At 50.1% G+C, this 20,821-nt stretch carries 16 protein-coding genes; 14 read left to right on the top strand and 2 right to left on the bottom strand.

The window, feature by feature from the left end:
• Positions 1 to 36 precede the first annotated feature (36 nt).
• The 13 genes from H6F88_RS26965 (at position 37) to H6F88_RS27025 (ending at position 15,209) form a co-directional block, all read left to right on the top strand.
• Positions 37 to 1,701 (top strand): alkaline phosphatase family protein, encoded by a 1,665-nt coding sequence (locus H6F88_RS26965; RefSeq protein WP_190645906.1) that lies wholly within the window; start codon positions 37 to 39, stop codon positions 1,699 to 1,701.
• Between the two features lie 88 nt (positions 1,702 to 1,789).
• Positions 1,790 to 3,217 (top strand): glycosyltransferase, encoded by a 1,428-nt coding sequence (locus H6F88_RS26970; RefSeq protein WP_190645907.1) that lies wholly within the window; start codon positions 1,790 to 1,792, stop codon positions 3,215 to 3,217.
• Between the two features lie 58 nt (positions 3,218 to 3,275).
• Positions 3,276 to 4,010, top strand: a complete 735-nt coding sequence (locus H6F88_RS26975) for an acyltransferase (protein WP_190645908.1) — start codon at positions 3,276 to 3,278, stop codon at positions 4,008 to 4,010.
• A gap of 86 nt (positions 4,011 to 4,096) precedes the next feature.
• On the top strand, positions 4,097 to 4,831 hold the full coding sequence (locus H6F88_RS26980) for an acyltransferase (protein WP_190645909.1): 735 nt from the start codon (positions 4,097 to 4,099) through the stop codon (positions 4,829 to 4,831).
• 55 nt (positions 4,832 to 4,886) lie between these two features.
• A complete protein-coding gene (locus H6F88_RS26985; protein ID WP_190645910.1) occupies positions 4,887 to 5,978 on the top strand; it encodes a polysaccharide biosynthesis/export family protein in 1,092 nt (363 codons plus the stop codon).
• A 53-nt stretch (positions 5,979 to 6,031) separates the two neighbouring features.
• Positions 6,032 to 7,591 carry a hypothetical protein gene (locus tag H6F88_RS26990; RefSeq protein ID WP_190645911.1) on the top strand — a complete coding sequence of 520 codons (1,560 nt, stop codon included), beginning with the start codon at positions 6,032 to 6,034 and terminating at the stop codon, positions 7,589 to 7,591.
• Positions 7,592 to 7,621: 30 nt separating this feature from the next.
• The gene (locus H6F88_RS26995; protein ID WP_190645912.1) at positions 7,622 to 8,914 is read left to right on the top strand and encodes an O-antigen ligase domain-containing protein; all 1,293 of its coding nucleotides are present in this window, start codon (positions 7,622 to 7,624) and stop codon (positions 8,912 to 8,914) included.
• Positions 8,915 to 8,984: 70 nt separating this feature from the next.
• A complete protein-coding gene (locus tag H6F88_RS27000) occupies positions 8,985 to 9,956 on the top strand; it encodes a glycosyltransferase (protein ID WP_190645913.1) in 972 nt (323 codons plus the stop codon).
• A gap of 181 nt (positions 9,957 to 10,137) precedes the next feature.
• Complete coding sequence (locus tag H6F88_RS27005; RefSeq protein ID WP_190645914.1) at positions 10,138 to 11,403, top strand: oligosaccharide flippase family protein; 1,266 nt, start codon at positions 10,138 to 10,140, stop codon at positions 11,401 to 11,403.
• A gap of 32 nt (positions 11,404 to 11,435) precedes the next feature.
• Positions 11,436 to 12,473 carry a glycosyltransferase family 2 protein gene (locus H6F88_RS27010; RefSeq protein ID WP_190645915.1) on the top strand — a complete coding sequence of 346 codons (1,038 nt, stop codon included), beginning with the start codon at positions 11,436 to 11,438 and terminating at the stop codon, positions 12,471 to 12,473.
• A gap of 216 nt (positions 12,474 to 12,689) precedes the next feature.
• Positions 12,690 to 13,721 (top strand): glycosyltransferase family 2 protein, encoded by a 1,032-nt coding sequence (locus H6F88_RS27015; RefSeq protein ID WP_190645916.1) that lies wholly within the window; start codon positions 12,690 to 12,692, stop codon positions 13,719 to 13,721.
• A complete protein-coding gene (locus tag H6F88_RS27020) occupies positions 13,718 to 14,854 on the top strand; it encodes a cellulase family glycosylhydrolase (RefSeq protein ID WP_190645917.1) in 1,137 nt (378 codons plus the stop codon). Before H6F88_RS27015 ends, H6F88_RS27020 begins: the two co-directional genes overlap by 4 nt.
• A 142-nt stretch (positions 14,855 to 14,996) precedes the next feature.
• Positions 14,997 to 15,209, top strand: a complete 213-nt coding sequence (locus tag H6F88_RS27025) for a hypothetical protein (protein ID WP_190645918.1) — start codon at positions 14,997 to 14,999, stop codon at positions 15,207 to 15,209.
• 14 nt (positions 15,210 to 15,223) lie between these two features.
• On the opposite strand, the gene H6F88_RS27030 is transcribed toward H6F88_RS27025, so the two are convergent.
• Positions 15,224 to 17,899, bottom strand: a complete 2,676-nt coding sequence (locus H6F88_RS27030) for a hypothetical protein (RefSeq protein ID WP_190645919.1) — start codon at positions 17,897 to 17,899, stop codon at positions 15,224 to 15,226.
• An 18-nt stretch (positions 17,900 to 17,917) separates the two neighbouring features.
• Positions 17,918 to 19,132: a glycosyltransferase family 4 protein gene (locus tag H6F88_RS27035; RefSeq protein WP_190645920.1), complete on the bottom strand. Its 1,215-nt coding sequence runs from the start codon at positions 19,130 to 19,132 to the stop codon at positions 17,918 to 17,920.
• A gap of 107 nt (positions 19,133 to 19,239) precedes the next feature.
• On the opposite strand from H6F88_RS27035, the gene H6F88_RS27040 reads away from it, so the two are divergent.
• Positions 19,240 to 20,808 (top strand): glycosyltransferase family 39 protein, encoded by a 1,569-nt coding sequence (locus H6F88_RS27040; RefSeq protein WP_190645921.1) that lies wholly within the window; start codon positions 19,240 to 19,242, stop codon positions 20,806 to 20,808.
• The last annotated feature ends 13 nt before the right edge of the window (positions 20,809 to 20,821 follow it).

Below are 20,821 nucleotides of genomic sequence, written 5' to 3' on the forward strand. Positions count from 1 at the left end.
ACGTTCATTCATTCATCACTAGGTAAGAACAAAGCTATGAAGCATCCGGTTGTTGCAATTGGTCTAGACTCGGCGGATCCGGTTTTGTTGGAGAAATGGATGTCTCAGGGGTACTTGAAAAACCTGCGACAGTTTCAGCAGCAGGGGGCATATGGGCGGCTGGTCAACATGGAGTATTACAAGGGCGAATCTGCCTGGACAAACTTCTTGACGGGTTGTTTGCCGCACAAGACGGGCTACTGGTCTAAATACAAGTTCAATCCTCAAACTTATGAGGCTAGCAAGATCGGTGATTACGGTGCTTACGACTATGCGGAATATCCTCCCTTTTACGCCGTTGGGTCTGATCATCGGGTGGCAATGTTTGACATGCCTCAAACGGCTTTGTCAGATCAGGTGAATGGGTTGCAGGTGTTGGCCTGGGGTGCGCATGCACCCATGGTGGCTCCTGCGTCTCAACCTGAAGGATTGAGAGAAGAGCTGATCAGAAAGTATGGGGACTATCCGATTGATGTTTTGCACCACCAGGATCGCTCGGACTGGTACAACTCAGACTCGGTAGAGCATTTGCGGCGATCGCTCACAGATGGCATTCTGCGTCGAACTGCAATCACTCGGGACTTGCTGGGGCGTGAAACGTGGGATCTGTTTTTAACGGATATTGGGGAACCTCATACGGCGCAGCATTATCTGTGGCATTTGAGCCAGCCTGATCATCCGCTTTATCAGCCAAGTGCAACTGATCCGCTACTGGATGTTTTTGAAACGATTGACCAATCTCTAGGAGCAATTTTGGCTGAAGTTCCTAAGGATGCCTATGTGCTGATTTTCTCAGTGCATGGAATGGGGACGAATTCTGCTGACTTGCTCAGTATGGTGATGCTGCCTGAGTTTCTCTATCGGTTTAGCTTTCCGGGTAAGTCGATGTTGAAGTCGCAGGCAATGGGTGCGCCTTTGTCGGAGGCGATCGCCCCCAAAAAATCTGAACACTGGTACAAGCAAATTCACCAGCTCAAGGACGACCCTGACCCCATCGCCCGACTGTTTAGAGCCTTAGAACCAATCTTGCCAACGCGGTTGCTGATGAAGGCATACAAGCAGTTAGCCAAACTGCGCGGTTCAGCTCAGACAAACCTGTACGACTGGCATCCAGCACATTGGTACAAGCCGTTTTGGCCGCAGATGAAAGCCTTCTATCTACCTGGTTTCTCAGATGGCTACATTCGGATCAATCTGGCAGGACGGGAAGCACACGGTGTAGTGCCTTTGGCTGAGTATGATGCAGTGTGCGATCAGCTAATTGAGCAACTGAAGGAACTTACCGATGCAAGAACAGGTAAGCCCGTCGTCAAAGGTATCGTGCGGACCCGACAAAATCCGCTTGACCCCGATCCTAAGCTGCCCGACGCAGACCTGGCTGTGATGTGGGAAGACTCTGCGGTCGATACGGTTGATAGCCCCACCTACGGTCGTTTTGGACCCGTCTTCTACAACCGCAGCGGCGCACATCGAGCGAGAGGGTTTGTCATGGCGCAGGGTCCAGACATTCCGGCTGGAACCAGCTTGACAGAAGGACATGCGGTTGATTTGGCTCCAACGATTCTGCAAATGATGGAAGCACCGCTTCCTCAACATCTGGACGGAAAGCCACTGGAATATGCAGACGGCAAACCGCTAGTAGGTTTACCTCTAGTCAAGTAGTCCTGCTTCCTTAAATCCGTCTTCTTGGGGAGAGGGACTTAGATTCAGCTTCCTCTCCCCTCCTCGATAACTGATTTGGTGCGTTCTGATGAAAACGATTCAAGCCGTTGCTCGATATTTTCCAGAGAAGTGTGGTGGCATTCACATTCACCTGAGCGAACTGCTACCTGTGCTGAAGTCCCTCGGTGTGGAGAGCAAAGTTGCGGCATCGCAGGATTTACCAACCGAAGATCACTACACTTACCGGGACACGGAAGTTTATCGCTATCCAGTGTCTCCGCAGCCCAAGTCTGAGCCCAATCATGGGGCGATCGCCCATGGTGGGTTCGACTACTTTGCTCAATGGCTCAAAGCGCAACAAGCGGACGTGTATCACCAGCACCAGTGGACACCCAAATGTGGCTTACCCCATCTGCGCCTGGCGAAGGAACTGGGAATGGCGACGGTGGTGTCGGTGCGGCTGCCCCAACCAATTTGTCAGCGCCAAACCATGATGCTGCATGGGGAAACAGCCTGTGACGGCAAAATTGACGTGGTGCGCTGTAGCCGCTGCTGTGGTGTTTCGTCTGATTTGCCACCCGCAATTGTTAAGGGGTTGAGCCATACGCCAATGCCGATTAGCGTGGCAGCAGCAGGAATCTTGCGGCGGCTCAACTCAGGAAGTTTTCGCCCGGTAGCAGAAGCGACGCTGCGACCGCTCGCCATTCCTGCGTTTGTGGCAGCGCGTCAGTACGGGCTACAGGAAATGGCGCAATTTGCCGATCGCATCATCGTCATGAGCGAATGGGTGCGGCAGGCATTGATGATCAATGGCATTCCTGAAGAGAAGCTGTTTTTGCTGAAGCACGGCATCTCGGATACGTTTGCTCAGCAAAAAGTGGCTCATGTAAAACGGGGCGATCGCCTGCGGGTCGGTTTTTTGGGACGTTGGGCACACGACAAAGGCATTCACGTTCTAGTAGAAGCAATCAAACGACTACCAGAAGACTTTCCGATCGAACTCATTCTGCACGGCGTACCGCAAGATGCTGCCTATCGAGAACGCATCACTGCCCGGATTGGCGACGATTCGCGTATTCGCGTTGCGAAAGAACTGTCGCGGTCAGAATTGCCCCAGGCGTTGGCTGGATTTGACGTGCTGGCAGTTCCCTCACAGTGGCTAGAAACGGGACCAGTTGTGGTGTTGGAAGCTCATGCACACGGGTTGCCCGTGATTGGTTCTGACCTGGGCGGCATTGCTGAAAAGGTGAACCACGGGGTAGATGGTCTGTTGGTTGCAGCTAACGATCCGGGCGCTTGGGCAGAGGCATTTGCGCGACTGACGCTGGACGAAGGCTACTTAAATCAGCTACGAGCCGGAATTCAGCCTGTCCGCACGATCAGCATGGAGGCAGCAGAGTCGCTGATGGTCTACCAGAGCGTGCTGGCAAAACAGTCTGCGGCGGGTAATTCCTGGGCTGATACAACCTCAATGGGAGCAGGCGATCGCGCTCCAGTACGAGGCTTAGCCGGATAAATCACTAAATCGCTGGATCTTCCCAACTTACAAAACTTTGAACATACGGGTGAACGTGATGACTGCTGCAAACCCACTTCCTCAATCTCGCTGGACACACTACAAAGAAGCAATTCTGACAACACTAGTGGGCTGGGTGCCACTCTCAGTCGGTACGGTGCTGCGGCGACTGCTGTATCGAGCGATTTTGGCGCGAGTTGGTGCTGCGGTTGAGATTCGACCGGGGGTTGAGCTAATCAATGCTGATTGCTTGGAGTTGGGCGATCGCGTCAAAATCGATCGCCACGTCCGGATCAGAAACATTGGGCAAAACACGATTCGAATTGGCGATCGCGTCACCCTCAACCGTGGAGTCGATATCAAAATGCACTCCGGCAACGGCGGGCAAATTGAGATCGGGCAGCAGACGGCGATCGGACCCTACACCTGCCTCTCAGGCCGCCAGATCAGCATCGGACGCGATTGCTTAATTGCTCCCCAAGTTGGCATTTTTGCTAGCAGTCATGTGTTTACTGACCTCACCCGCAGCATTCGAGAGCAAGGACAAAGCTACAAAGGCATCGTAATCGAAAACAACTGCTGGCTGGGCAGCGGGGTCAAAGTGCTAGACGGAGTCACGATTGGCGAAGGCAGCATCATTGGCGCAAATGCAGTGGTCACAAAAGACATTCCAGCGTATTCAATTGCGACTGGAATACCCGCCAAGGTCGTTCGGCGTAGGGTTAATGAGAACGACACCAAGCTTCATACATCTGAGTTGAGTGCAATTACAGCCCTAATCAGTCCCCCTTAACGGATCAAACTGCTTAGGAACACCAGTGCTAGTCAGTGTCGCTATTAATTCACATTTAATGATTTGCAGTTAGGAACGAAGTCCGCATGAACACTGAAAAGCTTTTAGCACAACTCACTCATTGGAAAGAAGTTTTAGTCGTTGTCCTCTTTTCGTGGATACCTCTTTCCCCAGGAAGGATATTGCGAAATCTGGTGTACCGCAGCATTTTAGGGCGAATCGGAAAGTCTACCAAAATTGAAACGGGAGTTGAATTGATTAACGCGAATTCAATCGAGTTGGGGTATGGAGTCAGAATTGACCGCGATGTTCGCTTGAGAAACGTCAGGCGAAACACCAAAATTTGCTTGGGCGATCGCGCCTGTTTGGGTCGAGGTGTAAATGTCAAAGTACATCCCGGTGAAGGCGGCAAAATCGAAATTGGCGATCGCACTTCCATTGGACCCTACAGTTGCCTATCGGGTCTGTTTATCAAAATTGGCAAAAACTGTTTGATCGCGCCACACGTCGGCATCTTTGCCAACAATCACGTCTATGCCGACCCAACTCAGCTCATCGTCGAGCAAGGGCACTCCTACGAAGGCATTGTGATTGAAGACGACTGCTGGCTGGGCTATGGAGCCAAGGTGATGGACGGAGTCACCATCAGCCAGGGCAGCGTGATTGGCGCAGGAGCCGTTGTCACCAAAGACGTTCCACCCTATTCGGTGGCTGTGGGTGTGCCTGCAAAAGTGGTTTCACAGCGAGAGCAAACGCCTAAACAGGCTAAACACTCCAGACGCTTGAGATTCCAAAGGCTGAGCTACTCATCAGTCGGCTAAGTCAAACAGGTTGATCGGTCTGGACAATCTAATTTTTTCAAGTCAGGTGAATTCCATGATTAAGGGTTTGAGGTTCTCTCTACTTACATCTGTTGCAACGGCAGCAATGCTGGCAGTTCCGGCGCTCAGTTGGGCGCTACCGCTGTCACCAGGTGATCGCATTCGGATTTCGGTTCCGGCTGACGATGCCATTCCTGAAACCTACCGCTTCAGCGGCATTTATGAGGTCAACCTAGACGGAACGCTGCAAGTCCCCTTCCTGGAGCCAATGCCAGCAGCGGGCTTAGAGGTCGCTCAAGTGCAAGAGCAACTAACCGACTCTCTAGTGAGCGGCGGTTTATTTCAGCCTCAGTTCCTTCAGGTGACGGCTCAGGTTGTGGATTGGGGCCCCGTGCAGGTGACAGTAGCAGGCGCAACCTTTGAACCGGGTCGCATTCTGGTCACCGATCAAACCCCCTCCGAAGCGGCACCCCGCGATGTAGTTGTGGAAGAAACTCAAACTGAACCCTTCACCATTTCGGGAGAATATCCGGTTGGGCGCTATCTCACCTCTGTGCTGCGGCGGGCAGGTGGCTTGACTCCCAAAGCTGACATCGAAAACGTTCGCTTAATTCGCGGCGATGAAGAAATAGTCGTCGATTTGTCGGGCGTGCTGAGCGGCGAACCCGTCGAAGACATTGCGCTGATTGCAGGCGATCAGATTGTTGTGCCGGAACTGACCCAAATCCAGCCAGAACTAGTGCGCCCCTCGCAGGTGACCCCTTCAGCGATCGCCATCTTCCTCTCCAACCAAACCACCCCAGGTGGCAGCGGTGGTAATGGCGAAGTGACTCAAGTTGCCTACGGTTCACGCTTTTCTCAGGCAGTTGTGGCGGCCCAATGTGCGGGTGGAACGCGATCGACCAATGCCAATCGGCGCGTCACGCTCATTCAAACCAACCGCAGTACAGGGCAAACTGAAGTCTTTGATCGCAAAGTTGAAGACCTGCTGCGAAACTCTAACGACACCGAGATTAACCCCTACCTCATGCCTGAAGACAGCATCGTTTGCTACGACTCAGCCGTGACCAACACAACAGGTGTACTCGACTTTATTGGCAACATCCTTAACCCGTTTAGAACCCTCCGCTCAATCTTCTTTGACTAAATTCTTGCAGCCCCATTCTTTGATTAACCCTTTAGCTAAATGAGTTGAACATTATGACAACGTCTCCTGCAATTCCGGCTTATGTTCCTGAAACGACCCCCTCTCACGGTCGCTGGCTGCGCTATCTGCTGATAGGACTGGCAGCTAATGCACTATTGTGGGGACTGGCATTCGCCTATCTAAAGATGGCAAAGCCAGACTACGCAAGCAAGTGGGCGATCGCCCTACCCTCTGCTGGCACCACTACCCGCGTCGCTCTGCCCGACATTGGTGACACCACCTCTGAGATTCGATCGCCCTACAACAACCCCGACATTCAAGACCCGCGCGAAAACTATAAGTTCATTCTCACAAGCAGTGCTGTGATTGAAGCCGCAGCCGAAAAAATCGGGCTAACCAGAGGCGAGTTTGGCACACCAGAAGTGCAAATCGTCGATAACACTACCCTGATCTCAGTCACGATGGAGGGCGACTCGCCCGAACAGGCTCAACGCAAAGCTCAAGCTTTGTATGAGTCCCTGGAAGAAAGCCTGAGCCAGCTTCGGATTCAAGAAGTTTCACAAAAAAATGCAGGCGTGCAAACGGCACTGGCAAATGCTCAGGCAAAACTAGAGCTAGCCCAAAACGAACTGTCGGCGTTTAAGGCTGAATCGGGCTTAAGCTCAAACATGCAAATTGACCAGATTTCCACCAACCTGGAAGAATTGCGTCGCGAACGCGCCATGATCGCGGCCCAGCAGCAGCAGTCCAACGCCCGTCTGGGGCAGCTTTCTCGCAATCTAAACGTCTCTCCCCGACAAGCGGCAGATGCCTTTAGCCTGAGTGCGGACCAGCTTTTTCAAAGAAATTTGCTCAACTATAGCGAAGCCAGCGCTGCTCTAAGTGTGCTGTCAAACCAGTTTGGTCCCAACCATCCCATGATTGTGCGAGAGCGAACTCGCCAAGAAGCTGCCAGAACCGCCATGCTACAGCGAGGCAGCACCGTTTTAGGGCGACCCGTCGACCAGACCACCCTGGCACAGCTCAACCTGGGTGAGGGTGAGCAGCGCTCCTCAGCGCGAGAAAACCTGTTTCAGGAAACTGTCTCTGCCCAGGTTGACAGTCAGGGCTTGAGCGCACAAGCCGCAGAACTCGATCGCCAAATTGCTCAACTTGAAGGCAGGCTGCGCCAGATGACCCAGTACGGCTCCAGGCTAGAGGCACTGTCTCGTGATGTGGCGATCGCCGAAGCTGTTTTCTCTTCTACGATTACCCGCCTAGATTTGAGCCAGTCTGATATTTATGGCTCCTACCCGCAGGTTCAGCTAATCAACCAGCCCAGCCTGCCTGCATCCGCCGCTTCTCCCCGGTCCAGCCTGGTTCTCTTGGGTACAGCCGCTGGTTCTCTACTAATTAGTATGGCCATTATTGCGCTCTGGCTCAGACCTCGTAGATCGCTGGCAGATGCAACCGTTGCAACAGCAGGGCAGCCGTCCCAGCCATTAGCACCTCAGCCCTACATTGACATTGAAACCTTGCGAGCATTACTAGCTCCTAAGCCACATGAGTTAAATGGTTCAGCCAAGCATGAGTCTGCTCCAGAAGTATCCATTGTTAATGCTGAAGACAAATAGCCTGACTGCAAACCATTCTCTCCCCCTTCAATGAAACCCCAAAACTTTGAAGAAACCGTAATCTGGTACTACATTATTGGCAGCATGGGGCTGTATTTCATCGGAGCTTTGTTTGTTACTGGACCTGCCCTTGCTTGGCTCTTAGCCCTTTACGTAATTAAGCGACTCTGGCAACAAACAGACGAAACCCCTGATGACCAAAGAATTTCAATTCCACTAGGAGTTTGGGTGTGGATTGGAGCAATGCTAATGATTGGCTTAGCGCTAATCATCGGACACATCAACTTCAACTACGATGACGCCAAAATCATCAAATCATTTATCAACTTCTTCCTGCGAACCTGGGCCTTATTGGCGTTATTTCCGCTGATTGGCTGCCTCAACATTCGACCGCAGCTAATCTACCGGGCAATTTGCATTTTGTGTCTGCAATGTTTGGTGCTGATTCCAATTGCCTACCTGTTGAGCACAACAGGAATTGAAACTCCGCTATATAACGTTTCGCTGATGGCTAAGATCGGCGGAAACAGCGAACGTTTTTATAATGTCAGCTTGTTTTTGCGGCAAGAGGGCGAAGTTCGTTTGCTCATCTTTGCGCCCTGGGCACCAGCCCTAGCCTTTGCAGGCAACATTTACTTTTGTCTGGCGAGCCAAGATTCTGACAAAAAATGGCGCTGGATCGGTATGTTTTCTAGCGCGCTCATGGTTTGGGGTTCGGCTTCTCGACTGGGTTTACTATGCCTGATAACTTTGCCGTTTTTGAAGGCGATCGCCGCTAATCTCAGCCGCCCCAGTGTACAAATTGCAGCCGGACTCTCTAGCTTTGCGGCTGGTCTTTTTGGACCTCAGCTAATTGGTTACGCAAGAGACTTTAAAGACTACTTTGATAGCCAAAGAGCTTCCTCTTCCAGCCTTCGGGGACTCCTGGCAAGAATGGCATTCTATCAATGGCAAGAAGCCCCAATTTGGGGACATGGAATCAAAGCTCCGCGTGGTCCGGCCGTAACAAACTTTATGCCCATTGGTAGTCACCACACCTGGCTAGGACTGCTCTACGTACATGGGATTGTTGGCTTTATTGCCTTAGCGATTCCAATGTTGTACAGCTTTGTAGAACTAATTATCAAAGCCCAAAAAAGTAAGGCTGCTCAAACAGGATTAGCTGTACTTCTGATCCTACTTCTCTTCTCATTTGGCGAGAATTTGGAAACTCTAGCCTACCTCTATTGGCCAGGCTTAATCATGCTAGGTATCGCCCTTAAGGAGCCATTTCCAGCACTTTTTTCTCACCTCAAACCTCAACTCAATCAATCTCAAGCTTGAGTAGGGGCAAACGGTTGTTTGCCCCCTATAGCGACAAAACTTTAATTCCTAGTTTGTAGAGGCTCATATCATGCCGTGTGTGTCTGTGATCGTTCCAGCCTACAATGCTGAGAAGACCATACTTGAGACGATTAAATCTATTCAGGCGCAGACTTTTTCTGACTTTGAATTGATTGTGATTAACGATGGCTCAAGCGATCGCACCATTGAGCTTCTCAACACGATTAACGATCCTCGACTTAAAGTTTTTTCCTACGAAAATGGCGGATTGCCTATAGCGCGAAATCGCGGCATTCAAAGGGCTACAGGAGAGTTTATTACTTTCATTGATGCCGACGATTTATGGAAACCCAACAAGCTAGAAGCTCAGCTTAAAGCATTACAAGCATATCCAGAAGCAGGGGTTGTCTATAGCTGGACAGCTTTTATTGATGAAAACAGCAATTTTCTTTATGCTTGGGAGCCACTTCACTGGCAGGGAAATATTTATCCTAAATTGCTTATTCGCAATTTTATTTCTAGCGGTTCCAATATTCTGATTCGTAGGCAGTTTGTTCAAGCTGTGGGGGAGTTTGACCCTAATCTAAAATCCGTTGAAGATTGGGACTACTATCTGCGTTTAGCAGCTTTGTGTCCCTTTGCTGTAGTTCCTGAATATCACATTCTGTATCGCCGCTCTACTCAGTCGATGACCTCCAAAATTGAGGTCATGGAAAATGCTAACTTGACTGTGATTGAAAGGGCATTCAAGGCGGCACCCCCAGAGCTTCAGTATTTAAAGAATCAAAGTTTGGCTAATGCCTATCGGTATTTAGCGAAACAGTGTTTGTTCAATGGAAGCGATCGCCAGGGAGTTCAGCAAGCTCAGCGAAAGCTCTTAAAAGCTATTCAACTCTCTCCCAAAATTCTGTTGAACCGCGAAACCCTACGCTTAGTTCTCAAACTGCTAACCGTAAAATTTCTCCCTCAGGGAACTGCCCGTCGTTTCATTCAATTTCTAGGGAAGAACTTTCCAATGGTGTCAGTATCAAAAGCAAATTGAATACAGGAACTTATTTTTTGACGTTGCGGTCGGGGTTATCTTTGTGAGTTTCGTTAGACAGTTCAGTGTTGGAATTAAACGAAGAGTCTACCAATCCAACTTTCGGAAGCGATTACTTAATTCCTCTGTAAAATTCAAGCAATCTAAGAACAGAACTGTTTTACCTCCACAGCTTGAAAGTGTGAAACAGTTCATTCTCAAAAAAGTAATCAACAATGATTTCACTCGCAACTTAGGCTGGTTAAGTATTGCCCAATTAGCAATTCGAGTTTCTCGCCTGGCGGCAACAGTAATTCTGCCGCGCTTTCTAACGCCCCATGACTACGGTTTGGCGGCATTAGTTCTAACCACTTACGAATTTACTCAAACTTTTACCAAAATCGGCATCTTTGCCAAAGTCATTCAGTCTGATGATGAAAGCCTAGAGAGCACCGCGATTGGCGCATACTGGCTAAACTGGATCATTTACGCAGCATTATTTTTGATTCAGTGCATTGCAGCTTTTCCAGTTGCCTGGTTCTATAACGACGACCAGCTAATTCTACCTATTTGTGTGCTGGCTCTAACATTGTTGGTTAGTCCATTTGGGCGAGTACAGTCAGCTTTAATCCAGAGAGAAAATCGGTTTAAGACGATCGCGATCGCCCAAGCAGCACGTTATGGAACGGCAAACATTTTGACCGCAGTATTTGCCTTTATGGGCATGGGAATGTGGGCAATTGTTTTACCGAGACTCTTAGCAGCACCAATCGAGTTCGTCATTTATCTAATGAATCATCCCTGGCGACCTAATAAAGGATTTACGACCGAGAAGTGGGGCATAATCTTTAATTTCGGCATAAACATTCTTGGGATTAATCTATTAAAAACCTTGAGAGAAAATTTAGATTATTTGCTAGTCGGTCGTTTCTTAGGCGTTACACAGCTAGGAACTTATTTCTTTGCTTACAATGCAGGATTAGGAATTAGTCTGACTATCATTCAGTCGATTATGACGGCTTTATATCCACATTTATGTAAGCTGCGATCGCAATTTGCTGCCTTCAAGAAAGGCTACTTCAAGAGTCTTAAAACGATTGGATTAATCATTACTCCATTCGTTTTGTTACAGTCAGGTCTTGCGCCTTTTTATGTTCCTATCCTGTTTGGTGAACAGTGGACACCTGCTATTCCCATTCTGGTTCTGATTTGCCTGTCTGCAATTCCTCGTGCTTTTGACTCAGCCGCTTTTAGCTTATTAGCAGCTGTTGATGAAACTCGTCTCGGTTTAATCGGCAATGTCATGTTTACGGCTATCTTTGCCGTTAGCATTTTGGTCGGTGTTCATTGGGGAGTTGTAGGTGTGGCGATCGCCGTTCTATTAGCTCATGCCATCTTTATTCCGCTTTATACTGCTTGGGCAACTCGCTATGTTTTTGCTAAGCAGCGAGCGCTTGCCCAAGCATAAATTACTGTTACTACCACGCTAAGGAATCTGTTATGAAAAAAGCGTCTGTGATTGTTCCAATTTATGGAGTTGAAAAGTATATAGCGGCGACGGTGCGATCGCTCCTAGAACAGACTTATCAAAATTTTGAAATAATCTTAATTGATGATGCCTCTCCCGATCGCAGTATTGAGATCTGTCAGCAATTTTCTGATCCACGCATCAAAATTATCCATCAGCAAAACCGAGGTTTGGCGGGTGCCCGCAATACCGGAATACGCCATGCTGAAGGAGATTATATTGCTTTCCTGGATGGGGATGATTTGTGGCTACCAGAAAAATTAGCCAAACACATTGAGCATTTAGAAAATTCGCCAGAAGTGGGTATTAGCTTTAGCCGGTCTGCATTAATCGATTCGGCAGGAAATTCTTTAAATACTTACTTAATGCCCAAATTGACAAATATTACAGTAGAAGATCTATTTCGTAGTAATCCGATTGGCAATGGTTCCGCAGCGGTGCTCCGACGACAAGTATTAGAGGAAATTCGTTTTCAAGATAGCCTCTATGGAACAGTAGAAGATTTTTATTTCGACGATCGCTTCCAACGTTCAGAAGACATTGAGTGCTGGCTGAGAATTGCAATTCAAACATCCTGGAAAATTGAAGGAATTCCTGAAGCCCTAACGCTTTATCGAGTTAATGCTGAAGGGCTTTCTGCTAACTTGCTAAAGCAGTTAGAATCTTGGGAACAGGTGCTTGAAAAGGTTCGTTCCTATGCACCTGAGATAGTAGGAGAGTGGGGAGATTTAGGGATCGCCTACCGATTGCGCTATCTTGCTCGGACAGCCGTTCGGCTCAAAGATGGGGCAATGGCAGTGAATTTAATGCATCGGGCGATCGCTACTTCTAAACAAATTCTGTTAGAAGAACCGCGCCGGACCCTAAGAATCTGGTTTGCTGCCTATTTGCTTTACCTATTACCTCAATCGCTTTACTCAAAGATTGAAACCCTTGCAGCGAAAGCAGCAGGCTCAATTCAAAAAGACCGCATTCAGAAGGAGCAAATTCAACAGGCAACTTCCCCATAATCAAATTAGCTAACCTCTGTAGGTTGGGTGAAACAGAGTGGAACCTAACATTCTTTTGGTCCTGTTGGGTTACGCTATCGCTTCACCCAACCTACAAAGCGACTATCGCTTCACCCAACCTACAAAGCGACTATCGCTTCACCCAACCTACGATGTGTTAGTAGCTTTGGAAGTTTTGAGAGTTAACCAACTTTGTAATTTAACTGGATATAACCCATGAAGAAAGTATCTGTAATTGTTCCTGTTTATAAAGTTGAGCAGTATATTGCTGTAACCGTTCAGTCTGTTTTAGATCAAACTTACTCTGATTTTGAACTCTTGATCATTGACGATGGTTCTCCTGATCAGAGCGTTAGTATTTGTCAGCAGTTTCAAGACCCGCGCATTCAGATTATCCGTCAGCCCAATCAAGGCGCAAATGCAGCTAGAAATGCAGGCATTCGTGCTGCCAAAGGCGACTACATTGCATTTCTGGATGGAGATGATGTATGGCTACCAGAAAAGTTAGAAAAACACGTTGAGCACCTCGCGAACTCACCGGAAGTTGGCGTTAGTTTTAGCCGTTCTGCATTTATTGACGAGCAGGGCGATGCTTTAGGTATTTATCAGATGCCTAGACTACAAGACATTGAGATTTCTCATTTAATTTGTCGAAATCCGATTGGCAACGGGTCAGCGGCGGTGCTGCGACGAGAGGCGATCGCCGCCATCAAATTTGAGGATAACCTGCATGGCATCACCCAAGATTTTTACTGGGATGAGCGGCTTCAGGGTTCTCAAGACCTCGACTTTTGGTTTCGGATCGCGATTCAAACGCCCTGGAAGATTGAAGGAATTCCTGAATCTCTGACCCTTTATCGAGTCAACTCAGCCGGAATTTCAGCTAATCTGATGAAAAAGCAGGATTCCTGGGAGCAGGTCATCGAAAAAACCCGGTCTTATGCACCGGACATCGTCGCGCAATGGGAGAACCCTGCTAGAGCCTATCACTTGAGATATCTAGCCCGCAGAGCCGTGACGCTGCAACTGAGAAAAGATGCCGTTTCGCTGTTGCATCAGGCGATTAGAACTCACTGGCGCATGGTGATTGACGAACCGCGCCGCACGTTGATTACCGCTGCTGCCGCCTATCTGCTGTGGCTCTTGCCGCAGTCGCTCTACACTCAAATGGAGACCCTGGCGTTGAAAATTACGGGGGCGACTCAAAAGCGACAAATTCAGCAAGACCAAACCGGACAGCTTGCATGAAGCGAAAATTTTGGATTTTGTTTGGCGTTGGGCTGTTTGCAGCCCTGTTTTTATCGCTTCTTCTGATGATGCGATCGCTTGGCGTGGAGCAATCCCGCCTAGAGCGGCTAACCCAGGGCATCAATGTGGCTCACTGGTTTGCTCAGGCAGAGTTGACGGCTGACAACTTCCAAAATCGAATCCAGCCTGAAGACATTCAGCTAATCAAACAGATTGGGTTTCGGCACATTCGACTGCCGCTCGATCCGACAATTCTATTTGACGAAGAACAGCCAGAGCGCTTGAATTCAGAAAATTTGCCCTATGTTGATGCTGCCCTGGATCAGATTTTGGCGGCAGATTTGGCGGTGATTGTGGACTTGCATCCCCGGTCGGAATTCAAGCGACGGCTGTATCAGGAAGAATCATTTGTTGAAGCAGTGGGCTTGTTTTGGCGATCGCTTGCTCAACACCTAAGTTCACGCAATCCAAACCAGGTTTTTCTGGAAGTCATGAATGAGCCTGCAACCCGAAATCCGCAGGATTGGTATGCCATTCAGGAAAGGCTCTTGGCTGAAATGCGGGCTGGCGCACCCGATCATACTCTGATTGCTTCAGCAAATCTGCGCGTAGAGGACGACTGGGACACGATCGTAGCGCTGCAACAAATTACGCCCGTGGAAGACCCTAACGTCGTTTACAACTTCCATTTCTATCAGCCGATGTCTTTTACTCACCAGGGAGCAGACTGGGGAGAAGACACCTGGGAACATTTTCGCAACGTGCCTTACCCAGCAGATGCAGAGGCGATCGCTGCTATCCTACCTGAGATCGAAAACGAAACGGCTCGGGACTGGCTGATGGACTACGGAGAGGAGGAATGGAATGCAGCAAAACTGAAGGAAAGCCTCCAGCGGGCGGCAGAGTGGGGGCAATCCCATCAGGTGCACGTCACCTGTAATGAGTTTGGCGTTTATCGTCGGGCTGCACCCGTAGAGGGGCGTGAGGCATGGTTGCGAGATGTGCGATCGCTGCTAGAGCAATCTCAAATTGGCTGGGCGATGTGGGAATATGACTCTGGCTTTGGCGCAATTCGCCGCACCGATGGAGAGCGTGTCCCCGATCCGGTGGTGGTAAAGGCGCTTTTTAACTAACTGGAGGTAGTCAGTTGGACGATAGGCAAACTAGGATCTAGGATCTGCATACCTGGTAAAACTAGATTGCCAGGTTGAATAACTGGATTCAACAATCCGGTTACATCTCATTGAATTTAACAGTACGAGTGATGGCGTAGTGATGGATCATGATCCTTTGATTGCGTATCGTTGGGAAGACTTTACCCAACTGGCCTCAATTTTGCTCTTAGTTGGGCTAGTGGGGGCAGTGACCGTTCTCAAGAATAGCTTTGAAGGCAGCTTCTTCATTGAGGCAACCTTATTTGTGGTTTTGCTGACCTCTGGAGCCATTGCAATTATGGCAATGGCAATTTTTCTAGGAAACGTAGCTTAAGCAGCTAAGCTTTTCTATTCAAACCGCTGATTTTGGGCTGACCAGCGTTGTAGTCTGTAGGTTTGACCATTCGCAACCAATAAAGCCGTTGTGCCGTCGCCGGGGTTGGCGATCGCCACCAAAAATTGAGCTGCGTCGGTACTCAGTTCGCTATAAATTAACTGCCCCTGAGCTGAAAAAATCAGCGTTCGAGTTTCATTCTGATCTGCCGCCTGAGCGCTAGCGGTGACATAGCTTGAAGCAGCTAGCAGGCTGGGCTTGAAGGTAAATACTGATTCAAGCTGTCCATCTCCAGTCAAATCTATCAACTCGACCGACCACTGCCCTACCTCTTGCAGCAAGTCCGGGTCTTCCAGATCGGTAGCTTGAACCTGACCTGCTCGCTGCAACTCCTGCCAAAGATTGGTCAGTAGCGCTGACCCTCCGTCGGGTTGCTGTTGGCTTAACTCGTTCAGCGTTAGCAAGTTTCCTGTCTCCAACCAACTGACGGTGGATAGGGTAATGGCTAATGGAGAAAGCGCTTGCCCAGCAGATGAATTTGCATTAGATGGCGGTGAACCTGCTGCCAGCAGTTGCAGGTTGCCGCCGCTAACACGAGCCGCTTTGACGGTTGCTTCAATCGTTTGAGGCTGACCATCGGCTGACCACACCAGGATTTGAATGGGCGAATTATTCGTTAGCCCCAATAGGCTCCAGAGCCGCTGAGCCGCTCCAGTAGAAGGTAAGTTCAGGTCAGAAAAGGGCGATCGCCGCCAGCGCTGCCCATCATGAAAATTAGCAAGCTGGATCTGATACCAAACTTGCTGCCCCGTTAAGGTCAGTGGACTGTTAGCTTGGGGGCGCAGCCAATCTACCGCATTGATGCTAGAAACCTGGGTCGCAGAGCCAATCATGCGGCTGTCATGACTGGCTGTAAGCGTTGGTGCCGATTGGGGATTAACCAGATTCAGGACTTGCTGGACGCGGGTATTGGTATCTGGAGACGGGTTTTGTTGGCGCAACCAGGCGATCGCAGCGGTGCGATCGCGCTGAGCCGTTAGCACTAGAGCGCCCCAAATCTGGACATCGGGCTGGTTGCGGTTAACCTGAAGAGCAGCATTAACTCGTCGCCAAATCCGGTCAGAGTCAACCTCCAACAGACTCGACAAATCGTAACCGTTGCGAATCGTGGTTTGCAGTAATTGCAGTGCGTTGCCCCAACGTCCGTCAATTAGCTGTGCCAAAATCTGCTGGCTGGGGCTAGCCCAATCACGCTCTGCTTGAGCTTTGGTGGCGTTGGCATGGAGCGCAATCAGGTCTAGCTGAGCCTGCGCTGGTGCTGACCAGCTCGCTGCATCGATCTGTTGTTTAAGGGATTCCAGCGTTTGTAGTGCCGCTGACCACAGCCCACTTCGCGCCAGAGTCAGCCCATTTTCATAAGTCCGACTATCAAGAGCAGCTTGTTCCAACAAAATTGGTGTCAGGCGAATCGGTTCCGTGGACGATTGCAGCCTCTCTACCTGATAAACCTTAAAGCTTGGTTCCAGCCCAACCGTTTGGTTAACAACCAGTTCTGTAGCTTCGCTGCCCGTAATCTGCTGCCAGGTGGGAAGTTTCCCAGCGGGGCTTGTCCATTCCACTAGAGAATAGAGCTGCGGAATTGCCGGATCGTAGCGCACCACTTGCCCATAGACGATGCGTGTGCTGCCCCGCATCCGTTCGCCGCTGAGATGTAGCCAAATTCCCGGCTCTGTAGCATTGCCTTCGATTAGAGTGACAGTGCTGAGCGGCATCATCCGATTAGAGCCAGGGACAGCCGTCGGCGAGGTAACAAACGGGTCAAGCACAAAAAATTCTTCAGGGCCGCTTACCGACATCCGGCTCATCAGTTGAAAGGAACCAGGGCGCGCTCCCTCCCTAGCTGAAAGCGGACGATAAATTCTAACTTCGACTAGCCTGCCGCAGCCAGACGGAACGGAGGTGATCGCCCCCCTGCCACCACAGTGATCAGATTCCGCCAAAATTGGGATCAGCAAATCCTGCGGCAACCCTACCGTTGCTGGGAGGTAGAGCGGAGTGCCTAGCGATCGCCCTGCCTCGGTCGCTTCTGCTTCAATCTCAGCCAGCGTTTGAATGACCTCTCGCTGGAGTGCGTGACGATTCCACTCTGGCATCATCCAGCTTAGCCATCTGACTGACCCAGGGTTGATGATGAGCTGCACCGCCAGCCAACCTCCGCCCACAACGGTTCCCGCCATACCCAGCAGGACAAAGGAAACGAGCAAGGCAGACTTGATCCTTGATCCTCGTTTCGGTTTAGGCGTAACTAAGACGTTAATGGCAAGACGGCCCGCTTCATCCTCTAGCTCTTCGTCCAGTTCCTCTTCTTCGAGCCACTCTGGTTCTGCCTTTCGGGGCGATTGAGCTTTCTTGGAAGATTTTTTGGATTGAGCCGACACCAACACGTTCACCTTGACGGGCACCTTGGCGGGTGGGGTAGGTGTGCTGCTCGTTGGTTCTGTAGATTGTCCGTTTTGGGCAGACAGAGTTCCCTGAGTTAAGCGTTTTTGGTTAGAAACCAGCACATTCACCTTAACCGGATGAGAGGCGCGATCGCCTCTCTCCTGTCCCCCTGAACGCTTAGGAGGAACGGGCTGATGCTTTTGCCGCTCCTCTGAAGCTGAATCTAAGTCATGCGGTCGTTTCGCCATCCAAAACTGCGTAGATTTCTACCCTTCAACAATTGCCCGCTCATAGCGCTGTCCGGCTTGTTCCCAAGTATAGGTGTTCTCGACCAGCGATCGACCATTTTTGGACAATTGACCCCGCAATTCTGGATTCTCAAATAGGCGGCTAATTGCGTTGACGTATTCCTCAACCTGGTTGGCCCGTAAAGCCGTTAGAGGATTAGTTTCGCCATCTACTGCCAGTCCTTCTAAGCCGCGATCGCTGCCTACCACAGGTACCCCAGCCGCCATTGCCTCTAACGTCTTGTTTTTGATCCCAAACCCGGTTCGCATGGGCACCACACAGACCGTTGCCCGGTGCAGGTATTCCGCCATCGAGGGAACCTTCCCAGTAACCGTGACACCAGAGCGATCGCCCAATTGCTGCACCTGCGGCACGGGACGGGCACCCACCAACTCCAGCGTCACATCGGGGTAAAGGGCTTGGATTTTAGGAAACACTTCCTGGCTAAAAAAGCAGACCGCATCAATGTTAGGCGTGTTGTCCATCGCGCCGATAAAAATCAGCCGATGCCCTCCCGGATCAGCAGCACGATAGGGAAAGGCAGAAAAGTCCACGCCATTCGGAATGACAGCGATCGGTGTCTTCGGGCTAAACCGCTGAAGCTGATCTCGGTCTTCCTCAGTGGTCGCCACGATGGTAGAAAATTTGCCGCAATATTGCCGTTCATAGCGGTGCAGCAGCGGCAGATTAAGGCGATCGCGCAGCCAATTCTCAGAGGTGCCCGTCTCAAGCTGATTTTTACAGGTGCCGTAGACCGAGCTATGGATGTTGACGATAGTGCGAAGTTGCGATCGCCATTCTGGCTTCACGTAAATTTCATTTACACTATGTTCACAGGTCACGGCTGCAAATTTGCCTGATTGTACTGCCTGATCCACCCAATTCTGAATCTCAGGCGAATAAATCGAGAGAACGCTGGGCGGCGTTCCCTCAGCCAAAAAGGTGCCGAAGCGCTTTAACTTGCCGCCGATGCTTTGCCTAGCAGCGGCTTGAGGGCGCGGAAAAACTACCAATTCTGTGATTGCCTGCCGCAATTCCTCTATCTCAGAGTCAGTTACATCAGGGGAACGTTGTGTTATCAGGGTGATATCGTGACGCTGGCTCAAATACTTGATTAGGTTAAACGTTCTGACCTGAGTTCCTCCCCGTGTGGGTGGGTAAGGGAACGTTGCAGAGAGCATCAGGATCTTCATCAGGGGAATTATTGGGATAGATATCAATTTCACCAGGGCAATCGTAGCTAATCGTAGCGACTGGGTCACCTGTGTGAACAGCAATGCTTCAGAAATCCAAACCTTCCATGACTGAAATTCAACTTGGTGCGATCGCCATCCTCGCTCTAGGCATCTTCTTTCGATGCACAGCTTTAGGGCAAAAACTCTATTGGTACGACGAAGCTTTCACGTCTCTGCGAATCTCTGGCTACAGCGAAGCAGAGGTGATGCAGCAGGCATTTCACGGCAAGGAAATTACGCCGCAAGAGTTGCAAAATTTTCAGCATCCCAATGCTCAAAAAGGCATTTGGGGAACGATTCGAGGACTCGCCCAAGAAGAGCCACAGCATCCGCCGCTGTACTACACGCTGATCCGGTTATGGGCGCAATGGGTGGGCAGTTCGGTAACAGAAGTGAGAAGTTTGTCTGTAATTTTTAGCTTGCTGGTGTATCCCAGTCTCTACTGGCTTTGCCTGGAGCTATTTGGGTCAATGGATGTAGCGTGGTTAGCGATCGCCCTGGTTGCGATCTCGCCACTGCATGTCGTCTTTGCCCAGGAAGCCAGGCAGTACAGCCTGTGGACAGTGCTAATTTTGGCAGCCAGCGCTGCGTTGCTTTACGCGATGCGAGTCGATAGCTTTGCCAGCTGGGCGCTTTACGCTGTGACGCTTTCTCTGGGGCTGTATACATTTCTGTTTTCAGGGCTGGTGGCGATCGGGAACGGCATTTACGTGATCGGAGTGGAGCAATTTCGCTGGACTCCAATTCTGGAACATTATCTGCTGGCTTCAATCGTCGCCTTGCTCACATTCGTGCCCTGGATTTGGGCAGTCGCCACCCGCCACAGTTCTGTGCAAACCACCACTGCCTGGGCAAACCGACCGTCTAGCTGGAAGGCGATCGCCAGAGTTTGGGCATTGAATTTGAGACGCATCTTTTTCGATGCAGACTTCAAACTTCATTCTCAGTTTGCTTACACAGCCAGTATTTTCGGTGTCTATGGTTTTGTGCTGCTGTTGGAAATCGGTGCAGTCTACTGGCTCTGGCAATCTACCCCAATTTGGGTTTGGCTATTTGTTTTCACTCTAATTGGCACGACTGCTTTGACAATTCTGCTGCCAGATCTGATCTGGGGCGGTCAGCGATCCACCGCTACGCGATACGCCATTCCCTGCTACTTGGGCATTCAAATCGCGGTTGCTTATTGCCTGGTAAACCTACTGGAATCCAATGCTTTTGGTTCATGGCAGCAAGTGTTAGCGCTGGCTGTTTTGGCAGGGGCGATCGCCCTCAGCATCCTCTCTTGCAGCATTGGCGCTAAAACCCCGATCGGCTGGAACAAAGTCATCAGCTACTACAATCCGCCTATCGCTAAGATCATCAATCAATCGCCACGCCCCTTGCTGATTGCAAATACCTCAATGGGGGCGGGTGAAATTTTGTCACTAAGCCGCTTACTGAATCCAAACGTGACGCTTCAACTGACCGTCGATCCGAACGTGCCCCAGGTTCGAGCAGGCTTTAGTGATGTTTTCTTAATGACCTATTCGCAGTCCTTGCGATCGCAACTCGCAGCACAGCAGCAGGCATCTGTCCAACCTGCTTATCAAGAACGAGGTAGAACTTGGCTTTGGCGGCTCACGAGCAAAAACTAGCCTCAGTTCAAGG

The sequence above is a fragment of the Oculatella sp. FACHB-28 genome (assembly GCF_014696015.1).
Classification (GTDB): Bacteria; Cyanobacteriota; Cyanobacteriia; order Elainellales; family Elainellaceae; genus JAAUTN01.